This window comes from Bradyrhizobium sp. UFLA06-24, from assembly GCF_054967145.1.
Map to the genome: position 1 here is coordinate 13,799 of NZ_JADFUE010000103.1, position 1,054 is coordinate 14,852.

Genomic DNA, 1,054 nt, shown 5'->3' on the forward strand with positions numbered 1-1,054 from the left:
TCTTGCAAATCCGGCGCTTCAACGAGGACGGCGTTAACTTTGCGAGCCAGGTTGGTCGAACCGGCCTTGCCGAGACTATTCCCAGCCCTTACACAAACCGCGCAGCTCGTTGCGAGATCGAAGCGAGCTTTGCGATCGTGCTGGCGCGCGCCAGCCAGATCCGCTCGCATCAGCGGCCAGCGCGGGAATGACTTCGCGACGCTGAAGCCATCGCCCTAGGCCGTTCAGCGCCCGACCATGCGACTCGGCCCACTAAAATCGGCCGAACAACTCGATTTGCAAGCTCTCCACAGAGCTCGCAGCCGACTGGTGACATAGAAAACAGCGGTCATAAATCAAATCCGGGGCCTTCTACTCCCTCGCGGGATGCCGGTCCGCCAGGGAGCGGCAGCCCTCCGATTGGCGTTCCCTCAGCTTCACTCGGTGGTTGTCGGATAACCTGTCGCCTCGAGTGGTTCAACTCATTCAGGACTTGGCTCAGGACTATGCTATCTCGACCGGCGGTCGCGTCAGTCACGAAAGTAATCGACGTCGTCAACCAAGATGCACACTGTCGCCGCCTGATGCGTGCGCCGGGCGTCGGCCGATCATTTAAGCGTGGTGATGCTATCCCATAAGGCGCGCGATTTTGCAGCATGGCTTGGCCTAGCATTACAGTTGCATTATCTTGAAGGTTCTAAATCTATGGCGACCATGAGTCGGGATCTGATGATTGGCGAGTCGGTTGAAGATACGCTGACGCTGTGGGCTTCGTCGTTGCGAGATGCCAAGCAACGCATCCGTCCGCTGTTTACGCAGGAGCGGGTGGCTGCCGCGGCGAGGCAGTTTCTCGACGGACTGTTGGGCAACGAGCCGCGCAAGACGGGTTGGATGCGAGGCGGAAGCGGCCGGCGATCCAGGCCCGTGGCGCCAGCAGGCGATCCTGGGCCGGGGACAGTGGGAGGCCGACGCGCTACGCGATATTGTACGTGAGTATGTGTAAAAGAAGCGACTTGAGCTAACAGTGGGTGCTTTGTCGCGGCAGGTGTCCGACAAAGATTTCATGTCCGACCTC

The 1,054-nt window shown here is 59.6% G+C and carries 1 protein-coding gene and 1 pseudogene; both read left to right on the plus strand.

Features of this window, described 5'->3' with window-relative positions; translation table 11 throughout:
* A partial coding sequence (locus tag IF809_RS36200) for a hypothetical protein (protein WP_462839903.1) occupies positions 1-191 on the plus strand: 191 nt, incomplete at its 5' end.
* A 517-nt stretch (positions 192-708) separates the two neighbouring features.
* Positions 709-979: pseudogene (locus tag IF809_RS36205) on the plus strand (IS701 family transposase); the annotation flags it as partial.
* Between the last annotated feature and the right edge of the window lie 75 nt (positions 980-1,054).